16 protein-coding genes are annotated in these 24,719 nt (G+C 58.6%); 8 read left to right on the top strand and 8 right to left on the bottom strand.

Annotation, left to right across the window (positions count from 1 at the left end; genetic code table 11):
• Window positions 1-6: 6 nt before the first annotated feature.
• Entirely contained in the window at window positions 7-1,119 is a 1,113-nt protein-coding gene (ompC, locus tag B3229_RS19835; RefSeq protein ID WP_286873733.1) for a porin OmpC, read from the bottom strand.
• Between the two features lie 925 nt (window positions 1,120-2,044).
• On the opposite strand from ompC, the gene B3229_RS19830 reads away from it, so the two are divergent.
• From B3229_RS19830 to rcsB, 3 genes are read left to right on the top strand one after another with little or no spacing between them, the layout of a single operon-like run.
• A complete protein-coding gene (locus B3229_RS19830; protein WP_286873729.1) occupies window positions 2,045-3,196 on the top strand; it encodes an MFS transporter in 1,152 nt (383 codons plus the stop codon).
• A 23-nt stretch (window positions 3,197-3,219) separates the two neighbouring features.
• Window positions 3,220-5,874, top strand: a complete 2,655-nt coding sequence (gene rcsD, locus B3229_RS19825) for a phosphotransferase RcsD (protein WP_048780936.1) — start codon at window positions 3,220-3,222, stop codon at window positions 5,872-5,874.
• A gap of 1 nt (window position 5,875) precedes the next feature.
• A complete protein-coding gene (rcsB, locus tag B3229_RS19820) occupies window positions 5,876-6,526 on the top strand; it encodes a response regulator transcription factor RcsB (RefSeq protein ID WP_033750421.1) in 651 nt (216 codons plus the stop codon).
• 65 nt (window positions 6,527-6,591) lie between these two features.
• Here rcsB and rcsC read toward each other — a convergent pair whose 3' ends face one another.
• Both rcsC and gyrA read right to left on the bottom strand, forming a co-directional pair.
• Window positions 6,592-9,444 carry a two-component system sensor histidine kinase RcsC gene (rcsC, locus tag B3229_RS19815; RefSeq protein ID WP_286873720.1) on the bottom strand — a complete coding sequence of 951 codons (2,853 nt, stop codon included), beginning with the start codon at window positions 9,442-9,444 and terminating at the stop codon, window positions 6,592-6,594.
• A gap of 192 nt (window positions 9,445-9,636) precedes the next feature.
• The gene (gene gyrA, locus B3229_RS19810; protein WP_048780899.1) at window positions 9,637-12,276 is read right to left on the bottom strand and encodes a DNA topoisomerase (ATP-hydrolyzing) subunit A; all 2,640 of its coding nucleotides are present in this window, start codon (window positions 12,274-12,276) and stop codon (window positions 9,637-9,639) included.
• A 177-nt stretch (window positions 12,277-12,453) separates the two neighbouring features.
• Between gyrA and ubiG the strand changes: the two genes are divergently transcribed.
• The 4 genes from ubiG (at window position 12,454) to yfaE (ending at window position 17,334) form a co-directional block, all read left to right on the top strand.
• Complete coding sequence (gene ubiG / locus B3229_RS19805; protein ID WP_286873717.1) at window positions 12,454-13,182, top strand: bifunctional 2-polyprenyl-6-hydroxyphenol methylase/3-demethylubiquinol 3-O-methyltransferase UbiG; 729 nt, start codon at window positions 12,454-12,456, stop codon at window positions 13,180-13,182.
• A 394-nt stretch (window positions 13,183-13,576) separates the two neighbouring features.
• On the top strand, window positions 13,577-15,862 hold the full coding sequence (gene nrdA, locus B3229_RS19800) for a class 1a ribonucleoside-diphosphate reductase subunit alpha (RefSeq protein ID WP_286873715.1): 2,286 nt from the start codon (window positions 13,577-13,579) through the stop codon (window positions 15,860-15,862).
• Between the two features lie 78 nt (window positions 15,863-15,940).
• Complete coding sequence (gene nrdB, locus B3229_RS19795) at window positions 15,941-17,071, top strand: class Ia ribonucleoside-diphosphate reductase subunit beta (RefSeq protein WP_033750434.1); 1,131 nt, start codon at window positions 15,941-15,943, stop codon at window positions 17,069-17,071.
• A gap of 2 nt (window positions 17,072-17,073) precedes the next feature.
• Window positions 17,074-17,334 carry a class I ribonucleotide reductase maintenance protein YfaE gene (gene yfaE / locus B3229_RS19790; RefSeq protein WP_033791632.1) on the top strand — a complete coding sequence of 87 codons (261 nt, stop codon included), beginning with the start codon at window positions 17,074-17,076 and terminating at the stop codon, window positions 17,332-17,334.
• Between the two features lie 187 nt (window positions 17,335-17,521).
• Here the strand turns inward: yfaE and B3229_RS19785 are convergent, their stop codons facing one another.
• Both B3229_RS19785 and elaB read right to left on the bottom strand, forming a co-directional pair.
• On the bottom strand, window positions 17,522-18,718 hold the full coding sequence (locus B3229_RS19785) for a nicotinamide mononucleotide deamidase-related protein YfaY (protein WP_048780901.1): 1,197 nt from the start codon (window positions 18,716-18,718) through the stop codon (window positions 17,522-17,524).
• 166 nt (window positions 18,719-18,884) lie between these two features.
• The gene (gene elaB / locus B3229_RS19780) at window positions 18,885-19,196 is read right to left on the bottom strand and encodes a stress response protein ElaB (protein ID WP_033750444.1); all 312 of its coding nucleotides are present in this window, start codon (window positions 19,194-19,196) and stop codon (window positions 18,885-18,887) included.
• A 272-nt stretch (window positions 19,197-19,468) separates the two neighbouring features.
• Here elaB and B3229_RS19775 point away from each other — a divergent pair, with 272 nt between their 5' ends.
• Window positions 19,469-21,127, top strand: coding sequence for a glucan biosynthesis protein D (locus tag B3229_RS19775; protein ID WP_048780902.1), 1,659 nt, complete (start codon window positions 19,469-19,471; stop codon window positions 21,125-21,127).
• A 35-nt stretch (window positions 21,128-21,162) separates the two neighbouring features.
• Here the strand turns inward: B3229_RS19775 and B3229_RS19770 are convergent, their stop codons facing one another.
• The 3 genes from B3229_RS19770 to nuoM all read right to left on the bottom strand — a co-directional run bounded on the left by B3229_RS19770 (window position 21,163) and on the right by nuoM (window position 24,660).
• Window positions 21,163-21,612, bottom strand: a complete 450-nt coding sequence (locus B3229_RS19770; RefSeq protein ID WP_286873712.1) for a GNAT family N-acetyltransferase — start codon at window positions 21,610-21,612, stop codon at window positions 21,163-21,165.
• Between the two features lie 63 nt (window positions 21,613-21,675).
• Window positions 21,676-23,133, bottom strand: coding sequence for an NADH-quinone oxidoreductase subunit NuoN (nuoN, locus tag B3229_RS19765; RefSeq protein WP_033750453.1), 1,458 nt, complete (start codon window positions 23,131-23,133; stop codon window positions 21,676-21,678).
• A 6-nt stretch (window positions 23,134-23,139) separates the two neighbouring features.
• Entirely contained in the window at window positions 23,140-24,660 is a 1,521-nt protein-coding gene (nuoM, locus tag B3229_RS19760; RefSeq protein WP_033750456.1) for an NADH-quinone oxidoreductase subunit M, read from the bottom strand.
• Between the last annotated feature and the right edge of the window lie 59 nt (window positions 24,661-24,719).

The raw sequence follows: 24,719 nt of genomic DNA, 5'->3' as shown, positions 1-24,719 counted from the left end.
GCCGGTTTAGAACTGATAAACCAGACCCAGCGCCACGGTGTCGTCGGTGTTGATGCCGGCCGCGTCGGTGAAGTCATTGTCGTCCATCAGGTTGATCTGGTAATCAACGTAGGTGGACATGTTTTTGTTGAAGTAGTAGGTCGCGCCCACATCAACATATTTTTTCAGGTTCTGTTTGCCCCAGTTCTGAATGTCGGTGCCGCGTGAGGTCACAAACGCCAGAGACGGACGCAGGCCGAAGTCGAACTGATACTGCGCCACCAGCTCCCAGTTATCCGCTTTATCAGCGAAACCGTAGATGTCGTCGTCACTAGAGCCGAAGCGGGTGGCGTTGTAGGAACGGCTGTACATCGCCGCCAGATAGATATTGTTGGCGTCATACTTCAGGCCGCCAGTGTAAACTTCCGCCTTGTCGCCGCGACCCAGAATGGCCGGATCGCCGCCGTTCTGATTGTTGGTGCGGTCAGACGAGAACATGGCAGCGCCGATGCCGAAGCCAGAGCCGAGATCGTAGGTGGTGCTCAGGCCCCAGCCGTCGCCGTTCTCGCCCAGCACGTCGCGGCCAGAGGTTTCGCGGCTCGGGTTGTCGTTTTTGCCCTGATACTGAACGGCGAAGTTCCAGCCGTCTACCAGGCCGAAGAAGTTAGAGTTGCGGTAGGTCGCCATGCCGTTGCCGCGCTGGAACATAAAGTTGTCCGCGCCGTAGGTGTCGCCGCCGAACTCCGGCAGCACGTCGGTCCATGCGCCGATGTCGTATGCTACGCCGTAGTTGCGGCCGTAGTCGAACGAGCCCGCATCGCCGAATTTGATACCGGCGAAGCCGACGCGCGTGTAGCTGTCAGCGGTGCCTTCGCTTTCCGCCGTGTTCAGCGCCGCCTGATATTCCCACTGGCCGTAACCGGTCAGCTGGTCGGAAATCTGGGTTTCGCCTTTGAAGCCGAAGCGCAGGTAAGACTGATCGCCGTCATTACCGTCGTTGTCTGAGAAATAGTGCAGACCGTCGACTTTACCGAACAGGTCTAATTTGTTGCCGTCTTTATTGTAGATTTCCGCTGCGCTTGCAGAACCCGCTGCGACCAGCAGCGCAGGGATCATCAGGGAGAGAACGCGACGTTTCATTTTATTGCCCTCTGTTATATGCCTTATTTTTGCCACTGCGAGCTGAACGCTTAAAAATTCAGCCGGCACGCCATTGTTATTTTATAAAGAGCAATAAGCCATCACGAAAATGCTACGAAATTTCCAAAACTGTTTCATAATGCGAAACAGTTATTTCCAGATGTAAATTTTGCGGAACTAATAACCAGCACGTATCGATAAAAATTATCGCACAAAATATCAAACCGTTTTTTATACTTTTACTTTCATGCTGTTACATACGGTGTTATATGAGCACTGAATGATAAAACATATACGTCATCTGAGAATACAATAGATCCCGCTATCATCATTTATTTCATTATTACCTTCATTCACCCCGAATGAGATGTTTACCCTAATTTCCCGCCGGACCTGTATGTCCGGCATTTTTTTGCCCATCATTTGCCCTTCCCACTCTCTTTAACAGTAAACTTAATTAATGACATTAAAATAACGTCGCCGACGACCGGCATTTATTGCTAATAATCGCACGTCTGGTTAATTAAACTCCAGAATATTCCCCATGTTAATTTATCACTGTAATAAAGTGCTTTCTCTCATGGGTTGCTGGCCTTATTTAAACGCCCTCTGCGCACGCCGCAAAATATCGCCACAAAGCGTTCAGAATATCATCGCCTTACCGATAGCGGCGATTCAGTGGCTGACATCGCTATCCCAGGCAGACGGGTTAAAAACGTAACGTGCGAGGTGGAAAAGTGACGCTCAGGTCATCAGCTTTTTCGGAAAGGTGCCAGGAAAGTTCTGGAAAAGTACAGAGACGGGGTAAAAGTCGTTAAAATGCCGACTTTCACGCCGCTTTATCGCTACTCTGCCCTTCCCGGCAGCGCATGCGGCTGCGGCTTTGATGCTACACTTCGTCGCTTTATTACTCACGAATATCACTATGACCGCAATGGACGCCGCCCCAGCCAGGAAACTTCACAGCCGAGTCAGTCTGGGAACACGCCTCGTTTTTCTTATCGCCGGTCTCGGCATGTCCTCCTGGGCGCCGCTGGTGCCGTTCGCCAGCGAGCGGCTGGCGCTGAACGGCGCGTCGCTGGGCGCGCTGCTGCTCTGTCTCGGCATCGGTTCGCTGGCGGCGATGCCGGTAACCGGCGCGCTGGTAGGCCGCTTCGGCTGCCGCCGGGTCATGTTCGGTTCGACGCTGGTGATTCTGGCGATGCTGCCGCTGCTGGCGACGCTGGAGGTCATGTGGATGATGGCCGCGACGCTGATGGTTTTCGGCGCCGGGCTGGGCATGCTGGACGTGGCGATGAACGTGCAGGCGGTCGAGGTGGAAAAAGCGGCCGGCAAGCCGATGATGTCTGGCTTCCACGGCTTCTTTAGCCTCGGCGGCATTCTAGGCGCGGGCGCGATCAGCCTGCTGCTGGGCGCCGGTCTGTCGCCGCTGGCGTCGGTGGCGCTGGTGCTGCTTCTGATGGCGCTGCTGCTGGCGGCCAGCCTGCCGACGCTGATGCGCGAGCGCCTGCATCAGCCCGATCAGCCGTGGCTGGTGGTGCCGCGCGGCTTCGTCGCCTTTCTCGGCCTGCTCTGCTTTATTCTGTTTCTCGCCGAAGGCGCCGTGCTCGACTGGGGCGCGCTGCTGCTGCAGCGTCCCGCCATGTCCACCGCGCACGCCGGACTCGGCTATGCGGTCTTCTCGGTGGCAATGACCATCGGCCGCCTGACCGGCGACCGCATTATTCACCGCTTCGGCCGTTTTCCTGTGATGCTGACGGGCGCGCTGACCGCGTCGGCTGGCCTGGCGCTGGCGGTATTTCTGCCCTGGCCGCAGATGGCGCTGCTCGCTTTCCTGCTGGTGGGCTTCGGTTTGTCTAATACGGTGCCGATGTTATTCAATGCTGTCGGGAATCAACAGGATATGCCCTCGAATCTGGGGATTTCCGCCATGACAACGCTGGGATATGCGGGTATTCTCTCAGGTCCGGCCTTAATCGGATTTATTTCTCAATGGCTGAGCCTCAGCGGTGCCTTTCTGCTCATCGCGCTGCTGCTGCTGGCTGTGGCCGCCAGTGCCCGACTGGTTGCGCGATGATTTCAGGTGCCTGACACGCTATGTTGCCCTTTAAGTTTCCACTGACATCCGGCAATGTCACCCGCTTTTTTGTGATTTTCAATCTGGTGCTGCTGCTGGCGCTAGGCTTTATGGTCCATAACTCGGTCAACGCCTGGCTGACCGAGAAACGCTATGCCATGGCCGATCTGGCGCGCGCGACGCAAAAGCGCATCGACGCCTATCGCTTCGCCACCTGGCAAATTTACGAGAATCTCGCCACCAGCGCGGCGGGAAGCTCGCCGAACAGCAGCCTGCAGGAGACGCGGCTGCGTCCGGACGTCTACTATCTGGAAAAAACTCGCCGCAAAACCGAAGCGCTGATCTTCGGTTCGCACGACAGCAGCACGCTCGATATGACCATGCGCATGTCGAGCTACCTCGATACGCTGTGGGGCGCGGAAAACCCGTCCTGGTCGATGTATTTCCTTAACGGTCAGGACAACAGCCTGATCATGATCTCTACGCTGCCGTTGAAGGATATGGCGACGCGCTATAAAGAGAGCGCCATCAGTTCGCTGGTGGATGGCCGTCGCGCCGAGATGCTGCAGCAGGCCAACGCGCTGGACGAGCGCGAAAGCTTCTCGCCGTTGCGCCATTTCTCGTTTCAGAACGACCACTACTTTACCCTGCGCACCACCTTTAACCAGCCGGGCCATCTGGCAACGGTGGTCGCCTTCGACCTGCCGATCAACGATCTGACGCCGCAGAACATGCCGATCGAAAACTTCCAGCTGCGCCAGGATACTGCGCTGCCCGCCGCTAGCGGTCAGGAAGAGAGCGAGAGCACGCAGATCGCCATCGTCAATCCCGACCTGGAGATCGCCGCTACCCTTCCGAGCACGCCGCTGCAGCTGGTCTATCGCGTGCCGCTCACCAGCCTGATGATGGATACGCTGCATAATCTGCTGTGGCCGCTGCTGGTAAACCTGCTGCTGTTTCTGCTCTCTTTCGCCGGCATGACGCTGCTGCGCCAGCAGTCGCTGCGTCCAAGCGAAAACCAGAGCGCGGAGCTCGATTCGCTGCGCGTGCTGAACGAAGAGATTGTCGCCAGCCTGCCGGTCGGCCTGCTGGTGTATGACTTCGCCAGCAACCGCACCATCCTCAGCAATAAGATCGCAGAACATCTTTTGCCGCATCTGAATCTGCAAAAAATCATTAATATGTCCGACCAGCATCAGGGCGTGCTGCAGGCGACCATTAATAACGAAGTGTATGAGATCCGCCATGCGCGTAGCGTGCTGTCGCCGCATACCCAGCTGTTTTTAATGCGCGATCAGGATCGCGAGCTGCTGGTGAATAAAAAACTGCAGAAGGCGCAGCAGGTGCTGGATCGAAACCATCAGATGCGCCAGCAGCTGCTGCAAAATCTGGGTCACGCCCTTAATCGTCCGCTGGAAAACGTGGTGGCGCAGCTGGTGCAGCTGAGCCAGCGCGACGAAGACGAAACCGTGCTCGACCTGCTGGACGAGAGTCAGGGTCTGGCGCGGCTGGTGGACGATATCGTCCTGCTTAACCGTCTGGAGGCGCACGACTGGTCGCCAGACGCCAGCGTTTTCAACCTGCAGGAGCTGCTGGACGAGGTGGCGCTGGAAAGCCTGCCGCTGATGCGCCGCAAAGGGCTGTCGCTGGTGGTGAATAACCTGCAGCCTAACGATGAACAGCGCTTTGGCGACCGCCGCGCGCTGCGTAAAGTGCTCGCCACGCTAATGCACTATGCGCTAACCACCACGCGCTGGGGCAAGATCTCGCTGACGGTGAGCGCCGACGACGCGCATCCGGAACGTCTGCTGATTCAGCTGGTGGATACCGGCGCAGGACTGACCGTCGACGAGCTGGCGAACGCCGACTTCCCGTTCCTCGGCGAAACCAGTCAGGATCGCTACGGTCAGGCGTCCGGCATGGCCTTTTTCCTCTGCAAGCAGCTGTGCAAACAGATGGGCGGCAGTCTGGAGATTACCGCCAAACCGGATATCGGCACGCGCTACAGCATTCAGCTTCCGCTGGCGGTAGAGGCGCGGCCGGAGGAGGAAGAGGAGAAGCTGCTGGACGGCGTGACCGCGCTTATCGAGATCGAGGTGGAGGATGTCTACAAAATCGTCTGCCGTCATCTGGAGAACTGGGGCGCGCGCTGCCTGTCGCCCGAAGAGCGCCTGTCAGGCCAGGAACATGACGTGCTGGTGACCGACGATCCCAACAAGCTGAGCGGCTGGGCGCTGCTGCTGGCGGAGGATGAACTGGGTCACCACGCGCTAAACGATCGGCAATACCGGGTCAACTTCAATCTCAGCAATGCGCTGCAGGATGCGCTGCTGGCCTTGATTGAACAACAGCTGGCCCATGATTCCATGGATGAGAGTACAGAAGACGAGGAATTAACCCCGCTGCTCAGCGGCGGCTACTTCCAGCTGTTTACCGAGACAGTACCGCCTGATGTAAAGAGACTGTATACTGAGTCGGCGGAAAAGGACTACGCCATGCTTGCTCAGACAGCGCATCGCCTGAAAGGCGTGTTTGCCATGCTTAACCTGACGCCAGGCAAACAGCTTTGTGAAGAGTTAGAACTGCACATCAAAGCATGTGACGATTCAAACATTACAAATACCACCAGTGACATTGACGCTTACGTCAATGAACTGCTGCAGCAAGGTAACCAATAAGATGAATAACTTAAATGTAATTATTGCCGATGACCATCCAATTGTTCTTTTCGGTATCCGAAAATCTCTGGAACAAATTGAATGGGTCAACGTTGTAGGTGAGTTCGAAGACTCAACAGCACTGATTAACAGCCTGTCAAAGCTTGACGCTAACGTTCTGATCACCGATCTCTCCATGCCTGGCGAGAAATATGGCGATGGCATCACGCTGATCAAATATATCAAACGCCACTATCCGGATCTGTCGATTATTGTTCTGACCATGAACAACAACCCGGCAATCCTGAGCGCCGTGCTGGATCTGGATATCGAAGGCATCGTGCTGAAACAGGGCGCGCCGACCGATCTGCCGAAAGCGCTGGCTGCGCTGCAAAAAGGCAAGAAGTACACGCCGGAAAGCGTCGCGAAACTGCTGGAGAAGATCAGCGCCGGCGGCTATGGCGACAAGCGTCTGTCGCCGAAAGAGAGCGAAGTGCTGCGCCTGTTCGCTGAAGGCTTCCTGGTGACGGAGATCGCCAAGAAACTGAACCGCAGCATCAAAACCATCAGCAGCCAGAAAAAATCGGCGATGATGAAGCTGGGCGTCGATAACGATATCGCCCTGCTGAACTACCTCTCCTCCGTCAGCGCAACTCAGATCGACAAAGACTAACGCGTTGTTCAGACGGCGCTCAGGCGCCGTCTGGTTTTGCTTTGCGTCACGCTGCTGACGTCCGCCTACCCTTCCCGCGCTTTTCTTACCCGCTCCGCGTAAACCGCCAGCGTCGTCTTCAGCACGTCCAGCGTCACCGGTTTCGACAGGCAGTTATCCATGCCGGCCTCCATACAGCGCTGCTTCTCTTCCGCCAGCGCGTTGGCGGTAACGCCGATCACCGGGAAAACGTGACCAAGCTGACGCAGCCGCTGCGTCAGTCGGTAGCCGTCCATATTCGGCATGTTGACGTCGCTCAGCACGATATCGATCTCGCTGCGGCTGATGACGTTAAGCGCGTCGACGCCATCCTGAGCGGTTTTCACCTGATAGCCCAGCGTACCAAGCTGCTCCGACAGCAGCATGCGGTTAATGGGATGGTCGTCGACAATCAGGATCATAATATCGTCGTTGCTGATCACCTCTTCCGCCGGCGCAGAGAGCGCAAGGTTGGTCGCCGTGTCGCTCTGAATGGCGATGCGATAGATGCGCGCCAGCAGGCTTGGTAGCTCGTGCGGCGTCGCCGTGCTGTGCAGCCAGTGTCCCGGCGCGATTTCACGCGGCATATCGATATGGGCGCCGCTGAAGATAATGACCGCCCGCAGCGTCTGCTCGCCTTCCGGCTCATAGTCGGTGATCAGTACGTCGTCGCTGCCGCCTTTGCCGTTATACGGCAGAATAGCGATGCCCTGCTGCTGCAGATCGCGCTCGATAAAGCTGGCGAGATAGTCGTTGCGCATATCGATCCACAGGGTTTTGTCATGCAGCCCGTCGAGCAGCGGCGGCGCAGGGTGCTGGCCGTTATAGACCGGAATGCGCACGATAAACTGGCTGCCCATGCCCGGCTCGGAGTCCACTTCGATATCGCCGTCCATCATATTGGTCAGCTTTTCGCAAATGGCGAGGCCCAGGCCGGTGCCCTGGAAGTTGCGCTGCACGCCGTTGCCCACCTGGAAGAAGGGATCGAACAGCCGCGTAATCTCTTTGCCTGGAATCCCCACGCCGGTATCGCGAATGCGAAACGCCAGATAGCCCTCTTTCACATAGGCATGCAGAATAATGCAGCCGGTGTGAGTGAACTTGATGGCGTTGTTAAGCAGGTTGGAGATCACCTGCTGCAGCCGCAGCGGATCGCCGTCCAGCGCCAGCGGTACGTCATGCTCGATAAAGCAGTAAAGCGTCAGCCGCTTTTTCATCACCAGCGAGAGATAGTTGCCGGCAATATGGCTGAGGACTTCGCGCGGCGAGAAGGGACGCGGCTCGATCTTCAGCTGCTCCGACTCAATCTTGGAGAAGTCGAGAATGTCGCTGATGATTTTCAGCAGCAGGCTCGACGAGTTGTTCATCGCGGTGACCAGCGAATCGACCTCTTTCGGCAGCTGCTTGGTCTGCAGCAGGTCGAGGTTGCCGATAATGCCGTAAAGCGGCGTGCGCAGCTCGTGGCTGACGGTGGCGAGGAACATCGACTTCGACTGGCTCGCCTGTTCCGCCGCCTGCGCCATCTCCTGCAGCGACTGCTCCATGCGCACGCGCGCGGAGACATCCACCAGCACGCAGATCGCCACGTTTTCGTTGCGGTAGCGCGAGTGCACAAAGCTGATCTGCAGGTTGGTGTTGCTGCCGGTCAGCACGTCGACGAAGTTGACCTGCTGGCTGCCGATAATTTCATTGAGCCGCTGGCGATCTTCCTGCGTCAGCAGCGTCAGATAGTTGTGCGCCAGCTCGTTGCTGAGAATATTGGTGCCGTCGCGGGTGCGCAGAATGCAGATGCCCACCGGCGCCGAGGCGACGATTTTGCGGTTGAACTGCTCATGCTCCTCCAGCCGGTGCGCATTCTCCTCGGCTGGCAGGAACATCCGGCGCTCAAATAGCCAGGCCAGGGTAAAAAGCACAATCGCGCTGAGCAGATTGAGCAGCAGCGCGTTGATGATCATCAGCTTGAGCTGATCCACAAGCACGCGGGTCGACACCGACCACACCACGTTGAGATCGGAAGGCGGCAGCGGCTTTTTCAGCACCAGCTGGCGATAGCCGTCGAGGTAACCGAACCAGCTGGTGTCGTCCGACAAATCGTTAAGCGAGAAGCCGGCGCCGCCGCGACGCGACGTCAGCAGCGGCCGGTAATTTTCATCGACGATGGTGGCCACCACCGGCAGGCTGCCGGGCTGAATAAACTCGTCCAGCCGGATATTCTGCTCGACGCCCAGCAGCGCCTGCAGCTTATTGGCGACGTAAACCGGCACCATCATATAAAAGGTGCCGACGCCGGGCTGCGCGCTGGCGTTAACCCAGTAGACAGGATTGCGGCGCTCTTCGTCGTTGCCGTTGCGATAGCGCAGCACGCGCTCGCGCAGCGCCTTGAGGCTGCGTTCGCGATCTACGTTGCTGCTGCCGATGGTGAAGTCCGCCAGGCACTGGCTTTCGCCGCCGATGAAAAAGACGCGGTTCAGCTCGTAGGTCGAGGCGAAGTTGCTTTTCCAGTAGTTGATATAGTAGCTGAGCGAATCGAGCGAGTTGCGCCAGGTATTGCTCATCGAAGAGCAGTCGCCGTCGGAAAAGAGCGGCGTAAACTGCGGCAGCGTCGATTTGCCCGGCAGCACGCCGTTAATCATATCCAGGCCGCTGCTGGCGCTGGTGAGGCGATTTTCAGTGATGTACTTCAGCTCGCGCATCACGTCGGCGGAGTGGCGCACATACCATTCCGCCTGGCCATAGTTGCTGGCGAACTCTTGCCGCACGCTGCTCTCTTTGTCATGCAGCACGCTGATGATAAAGAAGGTGGTCAGCACCGCGCCCAGCGTCCAGAGCAGCAGCGCCAGCGCACGGAACAGGTAGCGCGAGATGCGCAGCGTGGTTCGGAAAGAGACCAGATATTTCAAGGGAAACTCACTACGGCAAGGTTAATGACGGGCTGGCTTCAGAATGCTCATTACACTAGCTTTATCAGGGAAGAAAAGCCAGTCGGCATCTGCGCTTAACGTGCCGCGCCGCAAAAAGCAACGGCAGGTCGGGTTGCCCTTTCCTGCCGTAAAATTGAGTGCCGCCTTCCCTGGCGGCGCAAGCGTGAAGCGTTACTCTTCTTCGTCCGCTTCCGGCGCGTCGTCTTCCGCTTCCGCTTCCGGCGCGATATCTTCCTCGCCTTCCGCTACGCTGCCGTCGATGGCGTCGAGCTCTTCCTCTTCCACCGGTTCGGCCACGCGCTGCAGACCCACCACGTTCTCATCTTCCGCGGTACGGATCAGGATCACGCCCTGGGTGTTACGGCCGACGATGCTGACCTCGGAAACGCGGGTGCGCACCAGCGTGCCGGCATCGGTGATCATCATGATCTGATCGCTGTCGACCACCTGCACCGCGCCAATCACCGGACCGTTACGCTCAGTGACCTTGATGGAGATCACGCCCTGGGTGGCGCGCGAACGGGTCGGGTACTCGCTAATCGCGGTACGCTTGCCGTAGCCGTTTTGCGTCACGGTAAGAATGGCGCCCTCTTCACGCGGCACGATCAGCGACACCACGCGATCTCCTTCCGCCAGCTTGATGCCGCGCACGCCCGAGGCGGTACGGCCCATGGCGCGAACGGCGTTTTCTGCGAAGCGCACCACTTTGCCGCCGGCAGAGAAGAGCATCGCCTCGTCGTTGCCGTTGGTCAGCGCCACGCCGATCAGCTCGTCATCTTCGCGCAGGTTCACCGCGATGATGCCCGCGCTGCGCGGACGACTAAACTCCTGCAGCGCCGTTTTCTTCACGGTGCCGCTGGCGGTCGCCATAAAGATGTTGAAGCCTTCGGTGTATTCGCGCACCGGCAGGATGGCGGTAATGCGTTCGTCAGGCTGCAGCGGCAGCAGGTTGACGATCGGACGACCGCGCGCCCCGCGGCTCGCTTCCGGCAGCTGGTAGACCTTCATCCAGTAGAGACGACCGCGGCTGGAGAAGCAGAGGATAGTGTCGTGGGTGTTGGCCACCAGCAGACGATCGATAAAATCCTCTTCCTTGATGCGCGCCGCCGACTTGCCTTTGCCGCCGCGACGCTGCGCTTCGTAGTCCGAAAGCGGCTGATACTTCACATAGCCCTGATGCGACAGCGTAACCACCACATCTTCCTGATTGATCAGGTCTTCGATGTTGATATCCGCGCTGTTGGCGGTGATCTCGGTGCGGCGTTCGTCGCCGAACTGGTCGCGCATAGCGATCAGCTCTTCCCGGATCACTTCCATCAGACGCTCGGCGTTCATCAGGATGTTAAGCAGCTCGGCGATCTGCTCCAGCAGCTCTTTGTACTCGTCGAGCAGTTTTTCATGCTCAAGTCCGGTGAGCTTCTGCAGACGCAGATCGAGGATCGCCTGCGCCTGCTGTTCGGTCAGGTAGTAGCGACCGTCGCGGATGCCGAACTCGTCGTCCAGCCACTCCGGACGCGCGGCGTCGTCGCCCGCGCGCTCCAGCATGGCGGCGACGTTGCCCAGATCCCACGCCTGCGCGATCAGACCCGCTTTCGCTTCGGCCGGGTTCGGCGCGCGGCGGATCAGCTCAATAATCGGATCGATGTTGGCCAGCGCGATCGCCAGACCTTCAAGGATATGCGCGCGGTCGCGCGCTTTACGCAGTTCGAAAATAGTACGGCGCGTTACCACTTCGCGACGATGGCGCACGAAGGCTTCCAGAATATCCTTCAGGGCCATGATCTTCGGCTGACCCTGATGCAGCGCCACCATGTTGATGCCGAATGAGACCTGCAGCTGCGTCAGCGAGTAGAGATTGTTCAGCACCACTTCGCCGACCGCATCGCGCTTCACTTCGATCACGATGCGCATGCCGTCTTTGTCCGACTCGTCGCGCAGCGCGCTGATGCCTTCGACGCGCTTCTCTTTTACCAGCTCGGCGATCTTCTCAATCAGACGCGCTTTGTTGACCTGGTAAGGGATCTGGTGCACCACGATGGTTTCGCGGCCGGTTTTGGCGTCGGTTTCCACTTCGCCGCGCGCGCGGATGTAGATCTTGCCGCGTCCGGTACGATACGCCTCTTCAATGCCGCGACGGCCGTTGATGATGGCGGCGGTCGGGAAATCGGGCCCCGGAATGTGCTCCATCAATCCTTCGACGCTGATATCTTCGTCGTCGATATAGGCAAGGCAGCCGTTGATCACTTCCGTCAGGTTGTGCGGCGGAATATTGGTCGCCATCCCGACCGCGATGCCGGAGGAACCGTTCACCAGCAGGTTAGGGATTTTGGTCGGCAGAACTTCAGGGATCTGCTCGGTGCCGTCATAGTTCGGCACGAAGTCGACGGTCTCTTTTTCCAGGTCTGCCAGCAGATCGTGCGCGATACGCGACATGCGCACTTCGGTATAACGCATCGCCGCGGCGGAGTCGCCGTCGACGGAACCGAAGTTGCCCTGTCCGTCCACCAGCATGTAACGCAGGGAGAAAGGCTGAGCCATGCGGACGATGGTGTCGTAAACGGCGGAATCCCCGTGCGGGTGATATTTACCGATGACGTCACCGACCACACGGGCGGATTTCTTATAGGGTTTGTTCCAGTCGTTACCCAGTTCGCTCATCGCGTAGAGCACGCGGCGGTGGACAGGCTTCAGGCCGTCACGAACATCGGGTAAGGCTCGGCCAACAATGACCGACATGGCGTAATCGAGGTAGGAGCTCTTTAACTCTTCTTCGATATTGACCGGTGTAATTTCTCTTGCAAGGTCGCTCATGGAGCCGCATTCCCTCTACATATGCCCGGATTTTAAAGGTGCGAAAGTATATCACACACCAGCCCGCTGGTGAACGTTAACCGCCGTTTTCCGGCGCTTTTCGTCGCGCCGGAAAGGTGCCCCCGAAAGCAATAAGCGTTTATACTCAGTCAACATTTTTTCTGGAGTAATGATTCAATGAATGCACAACCGCAGGAAACGCAGCCCAACGTCGATGCGCAGGAAATCGCTAAGTTTGAGGCGGTCGCCTCGCGCTGGTGGGATCTCGAAGGCGAATTCAAGCCTCTGCACCGCATCAACCCGCTGCGTCTGAGCTTTATCGCGCAGCACAGCAACGGTCTGTTCGGCAAAAAAGTGCTGGACGTCGGCTGCGGCGGCGGCATCCTGGCGGAGAGCATGGCGCGCGAAGGCGCAGAGGTCACCGGTCTCGATATGGGCGCCGAGCCGCTGCAGGTGGCGCGCCTGCATGCGCTGGAACAGGGGGTGACGCTCGACTACGTGCAGCAGACGGTAGAAGATCACGCCGAGGCGTTCGCCGGCCAGTATGACGTGGTGACCTGCATGGAGATGCTGGAGCACGTGCCGGATCCGCGTTCGGTGGTGCACGCCTGCGCGCGTCTGGTGAAGCCGGGCGGCGAGGTGTTCTTCTCTACCATCAACCGCAACCCGAAGGCCTGGCTGATGGCGGTGTTCGGCGCGGAGTATGTGCTGCGCATGGTGCCGCGCGGCACCCACGACGTGAAGAAATTTATCCGTCCGTCCGAACTGCTGGGCTGGGTCGACGAAACCGCGCTGCGCGAGCAGCACATTATCGGCCTGCACTATAACCCGCTAAGCGACAAGTTTCGCCTTGGCCGCGGCGTCGATGTGAACTACATGGTGCATACCCGCCACGTCAAAAAGTAACCTGCTGGCGCGCAAGGCGATTGCGCGCCTGTTAGCTTGCCCTCATCGTTTTTCTCTCTCTGTGGCTCCGCCGCTAGTCGGTTGTCGGGAAAAAACACAGCGATGTGCGAAAAATCAGCGGTCGATCAAAATCTCGAATTTTTTACCCTGGCAGTTGACACGCCGTTGGGCCTTATAAGTCGCGGGGTTAAGAAATTCCGCACAAAATACAAGCCCCAGGGTCATCATTTTTCTGTCTTGTTATCTGGCGGCAGGTCACTAGAATAACCTCCATATTGTTACTCAATCTCTCCCAACCCCCAACATATAGTGTTTATCCACAGAATTATTCACATTGAATAACCCTGTGAATAAACAGGGGACTCTTTTTCACTTACGGATGGTATAACGCGACATGAATCAAAGTCTGCTCGTTACTAAACGCGATGGCCGCCAGGAACGCATTGATCTCGATAAGATTCACCGGGTACTCGACTGGGCCGCTGAAGGGCTGAACAACGTCTCTGTTTCCCAGGTCGAACTGCGCTCCCATATCCAGTTCTACGATGGCATCAGAACCTCTGATATTCATGAGACCATCATCAAGGCCGCAGCAGACCTGATCTCGCGCGACGCGCCGGACTATCAATACCTTGCTGCCCGCCTGGCGATCTTCCACCTGCGTAAAAAAGCCTACGGCCAGTTCGAGCCGCCGAAGCTGTACGATCAGGTGGTGCGCATGGTGGAGATGGGCAAATATGACCCTCATCTGCTGGAAGACTACACGGTTGAAGAGTTCGAGCAGATGGACGGCTTTATCGACCACTGGCGCGATATGAACTTCTCCTACGCGGCGGTCAAGCAGCTGGAAGGCAAATACCTGGCGCAGAACCGCGTCACCGGCGATATCTACGAGAGCGCGCAGTTCCTCTATATTCTGGTCGCCGCCTGCCTGTTCTCCGGCTATCCGCGCGACACGCGTATGGACTACATCAAGCGCTTCTACGATGCGATCTCTACCTTTAAGATTTCGCTGCCGACGCCGATCATGTCCGGCGTGCGCACCCCGACGCGCCAGTTCAGCTCCTGCGTGCTGATCGAGTGCGGCGACAGCCTCGACTCTATCAACGCCACCTCCAGCGCCATCGTGAAGTATGTGTCGCAGCGCGCCGGCATCGGCATCAACGCCGGCCGCATTCGCGCGCTGGGCAGCCCGATCCGCGGCGGCGAAGCGTTCCACACCGGCTGTATTCCGTTCTACAAGCATTTCCAGACCGCGGTGAAATCCTGTTCGCAGGGCGGCGTTCGCGGCGGCGCGGCGACGCTGTTCTACCCGATGTGGCATCTGGAAGTAGAAAGCCTGCTGGTGCTGAAGAACAACCGCGGCGTGGAAGGCAACCGCGTGCGTCACATGGACTACGGCGTGCAGATCAACAAGCTGATGTACACCCGTCTGCTGAAGGGCGAAGAGATCACCCTGTTCAGCCCATCCGACGTGCCCGGCCTGTACGACGCTTTCTTTGCCGATCAGGACGAATTTGAACGCCTCTACACCAAATATGAGAAAGACGACAGCATCCGCAAACAGCGCGTGAAAGCGGTCGATCTCTTCTCGCTGATGATGCAGGAGCGCGCCTCTACCGGCCGTATCTACATTCAGAACGTCGACCACTGCAACACCCACAGCCCGTTCGACGCCAGCATCGCGCCGGTGCGCCAGTCTAACCTCTGCCTGGAGATCGCGCTGCCGACCAAACCGCTGGAAGATGTCAACGACGAGAACGGCGAAATCGCCCTCTGTACGCTGTCGGCGTTCAACCTCGGCGCGATTGAGAGCCTGGACGATCTCGAAGAGCTGGCGACCCTGGCGGTACGCGCCCTCGACGCCCTGCTCGACTATCAGGACTACCCGATTCCGGCCGCGAAGCGCGGCGCGATGGGCCGCCGCACCCTGGGTATCGGCGTGATCAACTTCGCTTACTACCTGGCGAAGAACGGCGTGCGCTACTCCGACGGCAGCGCCAACAACCTGACGCACAAAACCTTCGAAGCGATTCAGTACTACCTGCTGAAAGCGTCGAACGAGCTGGCGAAAGAGCAAGGCGCCTGCCCGTGGTTCAACGAAACCACCTACTCGCAGGGCATTATGCCGATCGATACCTATAAAAAGGATCTCGACAGCATCTGCAACGAGCCGCTGCACCTGGACTGGGACGGCCTGCGCGAGTCGATTAAGTCGCACGGTCTGCGCAACTCAACGCTCTCCGCGCTGATGCCGTCCGAGACCTCGTCGCAGATCTCCAACGCCACCAACGGCATCGAGCCGCCGCGCGGCCATATCAGCATCAAAGCCTCTAAAGACGGCATTCTGCGTCAGGTGGTGCCGGAGTATGAGCGTCTGAAAGATCAGTACGAGCTGCTGTGGGAAATGCCGTCCAACGACGGTTACCTGCAGTTGGTCGGCGTGATGCAGAAGTTTATCGATCAGGCGATCTCCTCCAACACCAACTACGACCCGTCGCGCTTTGCCAACGGCAAGGTGCCGATGAAGCAGCTGCTGAAAGATCTGCTGACCGCGTACAAGTTCGGCGTGAAAACGCTCTACTACCAAAACACCCGCGACGGTGCGGAAGACGCGCAGGACGATCTGGCGCCTTCTATCCAGGATGACGGTTGCGAAAGCGGCGCTTGTAAGATTTAAGGTTGGGCGGGAGCGCGTCTCCCGCCTGCGTTATTTCACGGGGCCGCGCTGCGCCCCGTCTACATTTGGACAGTTTGTATGGCTTACACTACGTTCTCACAGAATAAAAACGATCAGCTGAAAGAGCCGATGTTCTTTGGTCAGTCCGTCAACGTGGCGCGCTTCGACCAGCAGAAATATGACATTTTTGAAAAGCTGATTGAAAAGCAGCTCTCCTTTTTCTGGCGTCCGGAAGAAGTCGACGTTTCGCGCGACCGCATCGACTATCAGGCGCTGCCGGAGCATGAGAAGCATATCTTTATCAGCAACCTGAAATACCAAACCCTGCTCGACTCGATTCAGGGCCGCAGCCCGAACGTCGCGCTGCTGCCGCTGATTTCCATCCCCGAGCTGGAAACCTGGGTCGAAACCTGGGCCTTCTCCGAGACTATCCACTCGCGCTCTTACACCCATATCATTCGCAACATCGTCAACGATCCGTCGCTGGTGTTCGACGATATCGTCACCAACGAGCAGATCCTCGCGCGCGCCCAGGATATCTCGAAGTACTACGACGATCTGATCGAGATGACCAACTACTGGCATCTGCTGGGCGAAGGCACCCATCAGGTTAACGGCAAGAGCGTGACTGTGAACCTGCGCGCGCTGAAAAAGCAGCTCTATATCTGCCTGATGAGCGTTAACGCGCTGGAGGCGATTCGCTTCTACGTCAGCTTCGCCTGCTCTTTCGCCTTCGCCGAACGCGAGCTGATGGAAGGCAACGCCAAGATTATTCGTCTGATTGCCCGTGACGAAGCGCTGCACCTGACCGGCACCCAGCATATGCTGAACCTGATGCGCACCGGCGAAGACGATCCAGAGATGAAAGAGATCGCCGCCGAATGCCGTCAGGAGTGTTTCGATCTGTTCAAGAAGGCGGCCGAGCAGGAGAAAGAGTGGGCGGAATATCTGTTTAGCGGCGGTTCGATGATCGGCCTGAACAAAGATATTCTCTGCCAGTACATCGAGTACATCACCAATATCCGTATGCAGGCGGTGGGCCTGGATCTGCCGTTCCAGACGCGCTCTAACCCGATTCCGTGGATTAACTCCTGGCTGGTGTCGGACAACGTGCAGGTCGCGCCGCAGGAAGTGGAAGTGAGCTCCTACCTGGTGGGTCAGATCGACTCGGAAGTGGGCGAAGACGACTTTAACGATTTCCAGCTGTAAGTATGAGCCGTGCCGTTATTATCCTGCGCAGCTCCGGCCAGCGGCTGGAGTGCGCAGAGCATCACCCTAACCTGCTGACGACGCTGGAAGCGCATAACCTGTGCGTGGAGTTTCAGTGTCGCGAAGGCTACTGCGGTTCGTGCCGCACGCGCCTGCTAAAGGGCGAAGTTCACTATGCCGAAACGCCGCTGGCGTTTGTGGAGCAGGGCGAGATTCTGCCCTGCTGCTGTCTGGCGAAAGGCGAGATTGAAATCGAGCTGTAGCTGGCTTCTTTGCTCTCACAGACCACGCAATAGTCAAAACGCGGAAGGCAGGAAGCGAAGAGCAAAGCGTCCCGCGCCAGGGATGGCGCGGGCCGAGCTGGCATGGATGCCGCTTTTTGCGTCTTTGCGATCGCTTCCTGCCTTCCGCGTGGGCTCACGAAGCGACAGACGCCTCCGCTACCCTGTTTTACAGCTTCACCGACTCCAGCACGTCAATCCAGCCGTGGCCGGTGCTGACCTCGCTGCCGTGCAGCCAGCGGCGCAGCATATTCATCGCCATCATTGCCACTACCTTCTGCCGCGTCTCCAGATTGTGCCGACCGTGGGTAAACTTCACCCGCTGTCCCCAGCTCGCTTCCGGCGTATGCAGCGCCAGCGAAACTTCGCCCTCTTCCAGCGCGCCGGTCGACAGCGCCAGCACCGTACCCTGATGCGCCGCCAGCGCGCGCGTACGCTGCACCTGCTCCTCCAGCCCCTCCTGATGCGCCGGCAGAATTTCCGCTGCGCTCAGCGGCACCTCTGCCGCTGCCAGCTGCCAGTGCAGCAATCCGGCGGTGTACTGCTCGCTGAGCGCCAGACGAAAGCCGCGATCCTTGAGTTCGCGCGCCAGCAGCGTCGGCAGGCCTTCCGTGCCCTCAAAAATAGTGCACTCCGCCAGCAGCAGACGCACCTGCTGCCAGACCTGCTCCATCGCCACGCGCTGGGAGGCCGGTCCGGTCAGTTTGATTTCGATAATCGGCATTGAAGAGCGATAGCCCATCACCACGCCTTCCGGCAGCGCCAGCGGCTCCAGCTCGGCGGCGATATCGCTCTCGCCGCGGCCGAAAGTGGTAAGGCGCAGGCAGAGCGGTGGTTCAGGCAGGTCGAACTGCTGCTTGAGGCGCGGCAGAATCTGCTGCTCCACCATCACCTTAAACTCAGAGGGCACGCCGGGCGTAAAGAAGATCCAGCAGCGATTTAGCCGCAGCGCAAAGCCGCAGGCTGTGCCCACCGGATTATCCAGCATTTCGGCATTGGCGGGGATCTCCGCCTGCTTGCGGTTGCTCGCCGCCATCACCCGGCCGCGGCTGGCGAACCAGGCCTCGATGTTGTCCAGCCACGCCTGATGCAGCACCAGCTCGACGCCACAGGCTTTCGCCGCCGCCAGCGCGCTGAGATCGTCGCTGGTCGGGCCGAGGCCGCCGTTGACGATCAGCACATCCGCCACCTCGCTGCGCGCCTGCAGCGTTTCCACCAGCGACGCCAGCGAATCGCCTACCGTGCTGCGGCTGCTCATCGGCAACCCGTTCTGAAACAGCACATCCGCCAGCCAGGCGGCGTTGGTATCGACGATTTGGCCGTGCAGCACCTCATCCCCTGTAGACAGCATCTCGACTCTTATCACGTTGTCATCTCCTTTTGTCCATCGATCTACTGTAGGAAGCGCGCTGAGTAAACTCAACACAATAGTGCGCTTTTCGCGTCAGCGAGCAGTCAGGGGCAAAACAAGAAAGGAATGCGAGGAAGGGAAAACAAACGGCGGGTCGCCCCGCCGTTTTGAGCAGCACGTCTCAGCGACGCGCCAGCAGCAGGCCGAGCACCAGACCGGCGGCTGCGCCGATGCCGATACCCTGCCAGGGTTTCTCATGCACGTAGTCGTCGGCGCGGTAGGCGACGTTTTTCGCGCGATAGTAGTAGCTGTCGGAAGCCTGGCTTACGCGTGACTTCACATCTTCCAGCGCCTGCTCCGCTTTGGTTTTGAGCTCAATGTACTTCTGATCGGTCGGATCGCCTGACGACTTCAACACTTCTTCCAGCGTCTCGGTCAACAGCGCCAAATCATCATCCAGATTGGTGTCGAAAGCTTCTGTCTCTTTTACCATCATTTCCTCCGTGTCATTTACAAAGCAGTCTCTTAACTATAGCGGCAAAATCGCCGTTTGCAGGATGGTTTCACCAGGATTCCCCCGAGTTTCCCTCAGTGCGACCTCTGACGAAATTCCTCGGCCTTCTTGATTAATCTGATAAATTTAAGGCGGACTGAATTTTTCACCTGGCAGACTGTCGTACCCTGCTGTTATCTGCGCTTTTACGTCACCTGCGCGCAGAGCAGGACAGTCACAACACACTCGAACGCTAAGGAATAATTTCTGGCATGAATCGAAGAATGTTTATGAAAGCGTCAATGGCCTTCTCCGCCGTCAGCGGCATGACCGGCCTGTCCACGCTGTTTGCGCAATCCGCCTGGGCAGAAGATGGCATTGCAGACGGTGCCGCCGTGCGCTTCGATTTCGATGTACTGAAAAAGAAAGCCGCCGCGCTGGCGAAGCAGCCCTGGGGTGGCGCGCCCGGCGCGCTGCCAGAGACGCTGGCGACGCTGACGCCGCAGGCGTACAACGAAATTCAGTACGACGCCGGTCACTCGCTGTGGAACAACATCCCCGATCGTCAGCTCGACGTGCAGTTTTTCCACGTCGGCATGGGCTTTAAGCGCCGCATCCGCATGTTCTCGGTCGACGCCGACAGCCGCGAAGCGCGCGAGATCCACTTCCGCCCTGAACTGTTCAACTACAACAACGCGAAGGTGGATACACAGCAGCTGGTAGGCAAAAACGATCTCGGCTTCGCCGGCTTCCGCGCCTTTAAAAAACCAGAGCTGGCGCGCCGCGATATCGTCTCTTTCCTTGGCGCCAGCTACTTCCGCGCCGTGGACGACACCTATCAGTATGGCCTCTCCGCGCGCGGCGTGGCGGTCAACACCTTCAGCAACGGCGGCGAAGAGTTTCCTGACTTCACCGCATTCTGGTTCGAAACGCCGAAAGCGGACGACACCACCTTTGTCGCCTACGCCCTGCTGGACGGCGCCAGCGTTACCGGCGCCTATAAGTTCACTATTCACTGCGAGGCGAACCGCGTAGTTATGGAGGTGGAGAACCATCTCTATGCGCGCAAAGAGATCCGCCAGCTTGGCATCGCGCCGATGACCAGTATGTTCAGCTGCGGCACCAACGAGCGCCGCATGTGCAACACCTATCATCCGCAGATCCACGACTCCGATCGCCTGGCGATGTGGAGCGGCAGCGGCGAGTGGATTGCGCGTCCGCTGAATAACCCGCAGAAGCTGCAGTTTAACGCCTATCAGGATGAGAACCCGCGCGGCTTCGGCCTGTTGCAGCTCAATCACGATTTCAAAGATTATCAGGATGTTATCGGCTGGTATGACAAACGCCCCAGCCTGTGGGTAGAGCCGGTCGGCAAATGGGGCAAAGGCGCCATTAATCTGATGGAGATCCCCACCACCGGCGAAACGCTGGATAACATCGTCTGCTTCTGGCAGCCGGCCGAGCCGGTGAAGGCGGGCAGCGAGTTCAGCTTCTCTTACAAGCTTTACTGGAGCGGCCTGCCGCCGGTGCGCAGCGGTCTGGCGCGCGTTGACGCCACCCGCACCGGCATCGGCGGCTTCCCGGAAGGCTGGGCGCCGGGCGAGCACTTCCCTGAGACGTGGTGCCGTCGCTTCGCCATCGATTTCGTCGGCGGCGATTTAAAAGCGGCCGCGCCGAAGGGCATCGAGCCGGTGATTACCCTGTCATCCGGCACCTTTAAGCAGGTGGAGATCCTTTACGTCGAGCCGATGAACGGCTATCGCATCCTGTTCGACTGGTATCCAGAGAGCGACGCCACCACGCCGGTGGAGATGCGTCTGTTCCTGCGCACGAAAGATGAAACCCTGAGCGAGACCTGGCTCTATCAGTATTTCCCGCCGCCGGCGGATCAGCGTAAATATGTTGATGACCGTCAGATGACGGTGGGCTAAAAGAGAAACGGCGAGCTTTTTAGCTCGCCGTTTTACTATTTGCGCATATCAATATGCGGAATATTGTCTTCCAGATAGATCTCGCCGACCGCCTGAAAACCGAGGCGCCCATAGAAATCCTGCAGGTGCGCCTGCGCCGACAGATAAACCCCGCGCCCCGGCCAGTACCTTTCGCAGCTGCGCAGCGCCTGCGCCATCAGCTGGTTGCCGAGATTGATTCCCCGCGCGCTGGCGGAGACGATCACGCGCCCAATCGTCACCGGCGCGGCCTCGTCCGCAGGCGTCAAAATACGCGCGTAGGCCACCAGCTCATCGCCGCGCATCCCCAGAATATGGCGGTTATCCGCCACCAGATCCTGACCGTCGACGTCCAGGTAGGGGCAGGTCTGCTCCACGATGAATACTGCGCAGCGCAGCGCCAGCAGCGCATAAAGCTGCTGCGCGCTCAGTTCGCTGTGATGCCTGTCCTGCCAGCTGATATCCATAGGCTCTCCTGAAGACAAAAAAAATCAGGCCCGAGGGCCTGATTTCACAAGGGTAAACGCAGTTTACATCAGCGGCTGCGCCATCTGCACCAGCGTAATCAGCGGCTGCGGATAAACGCCGAGCAGCAGCACCAGAATCGCGGAGATCAGCACTACCACGCCGCCAGCGGTAAACGCCCAGTTGGCCGGAGTGTCGCGCGTATGCAGCTCCGGCGGGCTGAGGTAGAGACTCACGGTCACGCGCAGATAGTAGTAGAGGCCGATGGCGCTGCCGACAACCACGGCCGCCGTCAGCCACCACAGCTTCGCGTTGACGCCGGAAGCGATCACGTAGAATTTGCCGATAAAGCCGAGCGTCATTGGAATGCCGGCCAGCGACAGCATCATCACCGTCATCACCGCCGACAGCACCGGACGGTGCCAAAACAGGCCGCGATAGGAGTAGAGCGAATCGGCGTCCGGGCCGCGGTACGGGCTGGACATCAGGCTGACGACGCCAAATGCGCCCAGGCTGCTGAACAGGTAGCCCGCCAGATAAACGCCTGCGGTCTCCAGCGACAGCTGGTGGGTTTTCACCGCGATCAGCGCTACCAGCAGATAGCCGAGATGCGCAATCGAGGAGTAGCCCAGCAGACGTTTAATATTGCTCTGCGAAATCGCCATCAGGTTGCCGAACAGAATCGACACGAAGGCGATCAGACCTAACACGGTGCGCACGGCCTCGCTGTCGGTGAGCGGCGCGTACATAAACAGGCGCATGATCACGCCGAAGATGGCGATTTTGCTGGCGGTGGCGAGGAAGGTCGACACCGGCGCAGGCGCGCCCTGATAGACGTCCGGGGTCCAGAGGTGGAACGGCACCAGCGACAGCTTAAAGCCGAGGCCGATAATCATCATGCCGAGACCCACCAGCAGCAGCGGCTGCTGAATCATGGCGTCGTTCAGGCTCTCTCCCAGCTTCACGAAGCTCAGGCTGCCGGAATCGGCATAGATCAGCGCGATGCCGAACAGCAGGAAAGAGGAGGCGGCCGCCGACAGAATGGTATATTTCAGCGCCGCTTCCAGCGAACGTTTCTGCCGGAAGGCGTAGCCGATCATGCCGAACAGCGGCAGCGACAGCAGCTCGACGCCGATAAACAGCGACGCCAGATGATTGGCGCTCGCCAGCACGATGCCGCCCAGCGCCGCAATCAGCACCAGCAGATAGAACTCATCCTTGTTGTCCGGGAAACCAGCCAGCCAGGGATAGGCGAAGGTACAGGTCGCGAGGCTCGCCAGGATCACCAGCGCGGTGTAGAACACGGCGTAAGGATCGACCCGCAGCAGCGGCGTCACGTCCATGGCGCCCGCCTGCCCCACAAACCAGAGCGAAACCAGCGCCAGGTTCAGACCGATGACCGTCAGCGTGGCGTTAACAAAATGGTTGCGTCGCCAGGCAATGGACAGCATCACAACCACCACCGTCAATCCGACGATCAACAGCGGCAGCAACGCGATCAATTGTTGAAAAGTTATTGTCATGGCGAATTACGGCCTTGTAGTTGAAATTGAAGCGGTAAACCACTGCTGAATATTGCTCATGGCGGCATGGGACGTATCCAGAATCGGCTGCGGGTAAACGCCCAGCAGCACCAGCAGGACCACCAGCACCATAATCATCGTAAATTCACGCGGCGACATGCCCGGCAGCGGATCTTTCGACTTCGCTTCGCCGTAGTAGGCGCGCTGCATCATGATCAGCGAGTAGACCGAGGCGAACACCAGACCGAAGGTGGCGATAACGATAATCACCGGTACCACCTGGAAGCTGCCCGTCAGGATCATAAATTCGCCGGCGAAGTTGCCGGTGCCCGGCATCCCCAGATTGGCGACCGCAAAGAAGAGCGACAGACCCGGAATCCACTTAATGCGCGACCAGAGGCCACCCATCTGACGCATATCACGCGTATGCAGACGCTCATAGAGCTGACCGCACAGGATAAAGAGCGCGGCGGCGGAGAGGCCGTGCGCAATCATCTGCACCACCGCGCCCTGGAAAGCGAGCTGGCTGCCGGTGTAGATGGCGATCAGCACGAAGCCCATATGGGAGATCGAGGTGTAGGCGATCAGGCGTTTGATATCGGTCTGCGAGAAGGCCATCCAGGCGCCGTAGAAGATGCCGATAATGCCCAGCCACATGGCGATCGGCGCGAATTCCGCCGAGGCGTTGGGGAACAGCGGCAGGCTGAAGCGCAGCAGGCCGTAAGCGGCGGTTTTCAGCAGAATGCCGGCGAGGTCAACTGACCCCGCAGTCGGTGCCTGGCTGTGGGCGTCCGGCAGCCAGCCGTGCAGCGGCACCACCGGCATTTTTACCGCGAAGGCGATAAAGAAGCCCAGCATCAGCAAGTATTCCACCGTATGCGACATCGGCGTTTTCAGCAGCTGCTCGTAGTTGAACGTCCAGACGCCGGTAGCGTTGTAATGCACGAACACCAGCGCCAGAATGGCAATCAGCATCACCAGACCAGAAGACTGGGTATAGATGAAAAACTTGGTGGCGGCGGTGATACGGGTTTTACCGTCGGATGCCTTATGACCCCAGAGCGCGATGAGGAAGTACATCGGCACCAGCATCATCTCCCAGAAGAAGAAGAACAGGAACATATCGATCGCCAGGAAGACGCCGATGACGCCGCCCAGAATCCACATCAGATTGAGATGGAAAAAGCCCTGATACTTCTCGATTTCGTTCCAGGAACAGAGCACCGCCATCAGGCCGAGCAGGCCGGTCAGCACCACCATCAGCAGCGACAGGCCATCCAGCGCCAGATGGAAATTAATGCCGAAGCGCGGGATCCAGGAGGCGGAAAACTCCGACTGCCACTGCGGCATGCCCGCGGCCTGCGTCAGTGAATAGCCGCCCTGCAGCCAGAGCTGCAGCGATATCGCCAGCGTCAGGCCCATGGTAATCAGGGCTATCCAGCGCGGCGTTTTCGCGCCGAGGCGCTCAGCCAGCCAGCAGAGCAAGCCGCCGACGAATGGAATGATTATTAGCCAAGGTAGTAGCACTGAAGTCTTTCCCTTTTTTCTGCCTGTTTTCGGGCTATCTTGCTTGTCATTTTTGCCTC

The organism is Pantoea sp. UBA5035 (genome assembly GCF_002415245.1).
Taxonomy (GTDB): Bacteria; Pseudomonadota; Gammaproteobacteria; order Enterobacterales; family Enterobacteriaceae; genus Pantoea; species Pantoea septica.
The sequence above is the reverse complement of the archived record's forward strand: the minus strand, read 5'-3'. Positions and strand labels throughout refer to the sequence as shown.